This window comes from Pedobacter sp. 01T416_2 (assembly GCF_056398925.1).
Map to the genome: position 1 here is coordinate 1 of NZ_JBFTQI010000364.1, position 5,835 is coordinate 5,835.

Consider the following 5,835-nt stretch of genomic DNA (forward strand, 5'->3'; position numbering starts at 1 on the left):
TTTCTAATGGCTTCTACCCAGCTATTAAAATCTGAATAATCACTTTTATCAATTAATCGTTTATTTAGCGGAAATGCCCTTCGCGCCACATTTAAACCACCTGGTAAAAACCCTGTGGTATGACATCCGCGATAAATACAATCGCGCATAACCGCAAAATGCTGCAGGATGCCTTTTTTCGTCTCTGCTTCAGTACGCCAGGCCAGTTCGTTCTCCATCACGATTTCGCTCACCTTTAAACCTGTAGATAAACACCAGTGTAAAAGGTCTTTTGCTTTTTCTACGGGAAAGGGAAGGTCTATCTGTGGCTTTTTACTATTGTCTTCGCCTTCTTTAACTACAAAACCGCCACCAATAGAGTAATAAGTTTCTGAAAATGCGCTTCCACCTTTTAAAAATGCCTGAAAAGTAACCGCATTTGGGTGAAAGGGCAAACTTTCGGCAAAAAGAAAAAGCAAGTCGTTATCGTAATCAAAATCAAGAATTAAATGATCAGCAAGATTTAATTTCTTATCTCTTTGGATGCGCTCGAAGGTTGGTGTAACGGCATCTACATCAAAAGTTACCGGATCAGCTCCTGTTAAACCGAGTAGAATAGCTACATCAGTTCCATGGCCTTTACCTGTTTTGGCAAGCGAACCATAAAGCAATATTTTTATGCCCTCAATTTCATCAATCAAATTGTTTTGGGCAAGCGAAGCTGTAAACTGTTGTGCGGCCCGCCATGGGCCTAAGGTATGTGAACTGGATGGGCCGATGCCTATTTTAAAAATATCGAAAACTGAAATCTGTTCCTTGATCATTATGAATATAGTTACACAAAGCTATGATTGTTTTATGATTTTGGATAAATTAATTTTGGCTGAAGATGAAAATATTTTACCTTAGAAATATTGGATATAAACGCTCAAAATGAACCTCAAAAACAACTATCAGGAAGTTAATCTAAACTACTGTCATGCAAGTACCACTAAGCGTTTTATAAATTACATTATCGATATAGTTGTTTTTTATGTTCTCATGTTCTGCATTGGAATCTTGATCCGCGTCTTTAAACCAAATCTGATAAGTGGCCTGGATGAATTGACCCTTCGTTTATGGATGTTGTTGTTTTATGCCCTAGCCATGTTTGCTATGGAAACCTTATTTAAAGGAAAGTCGATTGGGAAGTTAATTACCGGAACAAAAGCAGTAAATGCCGATGGCAGCGATATGAGTTTTCAAAAAAACATTTATCAGAAATATAGTGAGGGCTATCCCATTTAATCCATTCAGTGCGTTGGGTAGGCCATGCACGCCTTGGCACGACAGCTGGTCGGATACAATAGTGATCGAAGAGAAAAAATTAGCCTTACAAGCCCAAAAAATAGATTTGTTCGACGCGGTTAAAAATCAAATTCAATAATCTCATCGTCTTTAAGCATGCGCTCCACAAACTTCTGATGATTTTTAGGTGTGCCTGTAGCAATCCAGTTTCCTGTGATAATATTATCTACCAATTGGTGTTTCCCTCGCTGTGGTTTGAGTTTACTTTCGCGGAAAACTTCTTCATAACTTTCTAAATTGCCATGGGTGTGCTGTTTTTTAACAATGCGATAAAGCCTTTTGGTAAAACGACGGTCGCCAATTTCTTCTAAAAAGGGGAAAATAATCAACGCCAATAAAACCACAATGGTTACCCCTATAGCCTGTTCGTAATAACCAGAGCCTACGGCCATTCCAATTGCAGCAACAATCCAGATGATACAAGCCGTGGTGAGCCCTTTAACGCGGTTTTCTTCCTTGAAAATTACCCCAGCGCCTAAAAACCCGATTCCAGTAACAATATTAGAGGCAATGCGGTCTTGACTGGTTGGTCCGATTTTGATAGACAGAATGGTAAATAGGGTAGCACCCAAACCAATCATCATCATGGTTTTGAGTCCGGCAGATTTACTTCTGTATTCGCGTTCTGCTCCGATTATGCCACAAAGCAGGGTAGCCAATAGAAATTTATTGATTTCACTTTGTGTAATGAAATGGTTTTGGTCTATGATCTCGTTCATCGCCTTGAATTATCAAAGGCAAATTAATAAAAATCGTAACATCTTAGGCCATTTGCCCTGCCACCATTCGAACTATTTGGAAAATATTTTTCATAACCCACGCCAATTTCGGATGTTCCGCTGGTGTTGGTGTAGTTGATTTTAGAGGTTGTAGCATCATGGCTGATGCCTAGCCTGAATTTTTCGMCGTTTGTTCTGCGGTTAAAAATATCGAAGATTACAGAAAAAACAATCGCATCATTTCCATTCGAATTGCCATCGTTGCGATACCATATACCTGCATTTATGCCCGCATATTTATATTGCATGCCCGCACTGAACGATTTCACATTGCCCTGTTTGTAGGCAACAATGGATGGGATGAGGTAATTCCCATCGCGATCGTACTCATCTGGCACCAAGGTTAACTTGTAACTTAAATTGCCTGAGATACGCATCGGCAATTTGGCCTGAAAACCTGATAAGGATTCATCCGGACGGTTAAGATGATGTACTGCTAATCCCATCATGAATTTCCCCACTACGAGGTTGGCACCTGCATTGGAATCGAAATAATACCGACTATCTACACTTGGCCTTTCGGCGCCAGAAATACTACCAGGAATATATCCTGTATTGATATCGATCTGATCGCCAAAAACAAGTTTATCCCAGTTTAGCTTTTGGTTAGTGATGCCTCCCTGTAAGCCAAATGATAAGGCAAAATCGTCTCCACCGATGATATAGGAATAGCTTAGGGCAATATTGTTCTTTACCAGGTAAGCAGTACCCTCGCTGCTGCGGTTAAAAATTAGGCCAATGCCGCTGTTTAATCTCCGTAGATTGAGGTCGCCAGAAGCACTCATGTACGAAGAATCACTGGCTAACCCTGTCCATTGGTTGCGGTATAAGGCATTAAACCTGATGTCGCCCTCAAACTGACCTGTTAAAGCGGGATTTAAGTAAATCGGCGCATTGTAAAACTGCGAATAAATGTGGTCCTGTGCCAACGAAACCATCGGCAGCAACCAAAACACAAATAATATTATCCCTCTCCTCATCATCTTATTAAATATATTACGCCCGTTTTCTTTGGTGGAGATGAATCGTAAGTCATCCCTTTCCAATCGCTGCCATTAATAAATTTTATATCTACTTTCCAGTAATAAACACCTTGCGGTTGTTCCTGTCCTTTATAAGTACCGTCCCAGCCCTCCAGCGGTGCGTTATCGTCCAATTTAGTCGTTTCCCAAAGTAACTGTCCCCATTTGTTAAAAACAGACATCTGCCACTCTTTTATACCGCGGCCTTTTGCTTTAAAGATTTTTATCTCGTTTTTCGCACTTGCGGGCATAAATGAATTGGGGATATTTAAGTAACCCGGTACACCAATAATCCGCACCGATTGGAAGGTGCTTGAAGAACAACCTTCTTTGTTCAGCACTTTCAGGGTTACATTATAAGTGCCTTCATTGGCATAGGTATGGTTTGGGTCTTGCAGGGTTGATCCCGACCCATCACCAAAAGTCCATTCCCAGCTTACGGCATCGGTACTGATATCCTTAAAGGCAAATGAATAGTTGGGAATGGATACTTCATTGCCAGGACTAACAGTGAATGTAGCGATTGGTGGGGCAACAACATGGATAAAATCGGCTATGGTAGTGCTGTTTGTACAGCCGAGTGCATTGGTTGCCATTAAGGTAACGGTATAATTTTTCCCTGGACCATTAAAAGTATGCATAGGCTCTATAGCGTTCGATGTTGGTGATCCATCTCCAAAATCCCAAACATAACCAATAGCACCTGTACTGATGTTTTTAAACTTTACGGTAACACCATCACAGCCACTTGTCTTATCTGATGTGAAACTCACAGAAGGTTGTGGCAAAACTTCAACAGTTTCGATTGTTGAAGCATTAGAACAGTTGTTTGATGCGTATAAGGTAATGGTATATTTTCCAGGTTGGGTAAATGTATGTGATATGGTTTCAGGTGCAGTATGGGTTACTGTAGTGCTTCCATCGCCAAAATCGTAAACAAAAGTGCTGGCACCTTTGGTATTGTTAAAGAAATCGACTTTTAAAGGTGCACAACCTTTAAGTTGGTTGCTGTTTACTACCAATTCTGGCGTAATGTCATTAGGCGAAACGTGGATAGAATATTGAGATTCATTGCTTCCRCATTCATTGGTTGCGGTCATTTTTACAATGTAATCTCTCACAGCCAAAGTGGTATAAGTATGGCTTACACTATTTTTATCTGTAACGGTTAAAGGTGCTGAACCATCACCAAAATCGTAGGTATAGCTGGTATAATTTCCAGGGGAAGTATTGCTAAAGGTAACAGGGAGAGGGGAGCAGCCTGTTGTTTTATCTGGAGAAAAAACGGAAACCGGCTTTGCTTTTACTAATACGGTTGAGGTTTGCGTGGTGGTGCCACAAGCGGTTGTGGCCTTTAAAGTAACGTTATAAGTAAGATCTTTTCCTGTTGGGTCTGGCTGGTAGGTAACCGCTGGCGGTTGAGCCAAATTTGAAGTGGTGCCATTTCCAAAATCCCAGTTAAAGGTAGCTGCTGTTAGTGAATTGGAAGTATTGCTAAAAACAACGTTTAAAGGTCCGCAGTCGGATGTTGTATTTTGTGTATAGGTGGCGGTTACATTTTGTATTGTGCTAAAAGTATGACTGGTTTCATCGTTATTACAGCCCAGGCTGCTAGTTACGACCAATTTGATAATAACAGTTTCGTTATCTGTTGCAATGGTATAGCCAGGAAAGGTAATTCCTGTACCAATCTGTACGCCATTGGCAAACCAGGTGTAAGTATTGTTGCGGTCTGTATAAGGTGTAGCCGATATATTGGTTGGCGTTAAAACAAAGGGTGAACAACCTTTATCTGTATTAAAAACTAATTCTGCCTTAGCATGTGGATTAACTGTTATCTTAATCTGGTTACTTAAATTGTTGCTGCAAGCACCGCTAGCTACCGATCGACGATAATAAATGCTTACGATTGGTGTTGGAGGTGTAAAGCTTACACTGTTTGCGCCCAATACATCGCTCCAGGCTGTTCCATTTAAGCTCGATTGCCATTGGTACACGTAAGTTCCGCTACCACCACTCGGCGTAGTACCTGTTAAAGTTGCAGCAACTGTGCCGATACAAATGTTTTGATCGGCAGAAATGGTATTGTTGGTTAGGCCTGGTAAAACGATAATCTGTAGCGAATTACTAATTGAAGTACAGATGGTACTGTTCACTAATCTTCTGAAATAAGTTGAGGAGCTTACAATTAGGCTTAAGTCTTTGTTGATGGCCGAAGGAATATTGCTCCAGGTATTTCCATCGGTACTGCTCTGCCATTGGTAGGCAAATGTTCCCGTTCCGCCAGTAGGCGTATCGCCTGTAATGGCGATGCTTTGGCCTGCACAAACTGGTGCTGATGATGCACTAATATTATTGGTAACAGGTGAGTAATAAGTAACCGTTACATCATCTACGGATGGGGGGCAGCCGTTAAAACCAGAAATGGTCCACCTGAAGGTGTAAGTTTGCCCTGGTACCAAACCAGTAACCGTGGTGTTGTACAGTGTAGGGTCGGTTATGGTAAGGCCAGCTTGTGATGATATTAAAGTCCACGCACCGCTGTTGGGTGAAGGATTGTTCCCATTTAAGGTAATGCCATTTCCACTGCACAAGTTTTGATCTGCGCCTGCATTTGCCGCAACGGTACCCGGATTTACTGTGATGGTAGTTGAGGTTGATATGGCTTCTGCACAGCTACCACTTTGTACTATTGCGCGGTACTGTGT

The 5,835-nt window shown here is 41.4% G+C and carries 5 protein-coding genes; 1 reads left to right on the plus strand and 4 read right to left on the minus strand.

Going from position 1 to position 5,835, the window contains the following annotated elements:
• On the minus strand, positions 1-803 hold an 803-nt coding region (locus tag AC1DPQ_RS15575), incomplete at its 3' end, for a serine dehydratase beta chain (RefSeq protein WP_477610120.1).
• A gap of 109 nt (positions 804-912) precedes the next feature.
• Here AC1DPQ_RS15575 and AC1DPQ_RS15580 point away from each other — a divergent pair.
• On the plus strand, positions 913-1,266 hold the full coding sequence (locus AC1DPQ_RS15580) for an RDD family protein (protein WP_477580813.1): 354 nt from the start codon (positions 913-915) through the stop codon (positions 1,264-1,266).
• Positions 1,267-1,385: 119 nt separating this feature from the next.
• On the opposite strand, the gene AC1DPQ_RS15585 is transcribed toward AC1DPQ_RS15580, so the two are convergent.
• The 3 genes from AC1DPQ_RS15585 to AC1DPQ_RS15595 all read right to left on the minus strand — a co-directional run.
• Positions 1,386-2,045, minus strand: a complete 660-nt coding sequence (locus tag AC1DPQ_RS15585) for an MgtC/SapB family protein (RefSeq protein ID WP_051691565.1) — start codon at positions 2,043-2,045, stop codon at positions 1,386-1,388.
• Positions 2,046-2,068: 23 nt separating this feature from the next.
• Positions 2,069-3,085, minus strand: a complete 1,017-nt coding sequence (locus AC1DPQ_RS15590; protein WP_477610122.1) for a PorP/SprF family type IX secretion system membrane protein — start codon at positions 3,083-3,085, stop codon at positions 2,069-2,071.
• On the minus strand, positions 3,085-5,835 hold a 2,751-nt coding region (locus AC1DPQ_RS15595; RefSeq protein WP_477610124.1), incomplete at its 5' end, for a PKD domain-containing protein. The genes AC1DPQ_RS15595 and AC1DPQ_RS15590, both read right to left, overlap by 1 nt.

Bases quoted from the DNA above. Each gene is read 5' to 3' on its own strand.
- AC1DPQ_RS15580 (WP_477580813.1), top strand. From the start codon at position 913: ATGAACCTCAAAAACAACTATCAGGAAGTTAATCTAAACTACTGTCAT.
- AC1DPQ_RS15585 (WP_051691565.1), bottom strand. From the start codon at position 2,045: ATGAACGAGATCATAGACCAAAACCATTTCATTACACAAAGTGAAATC.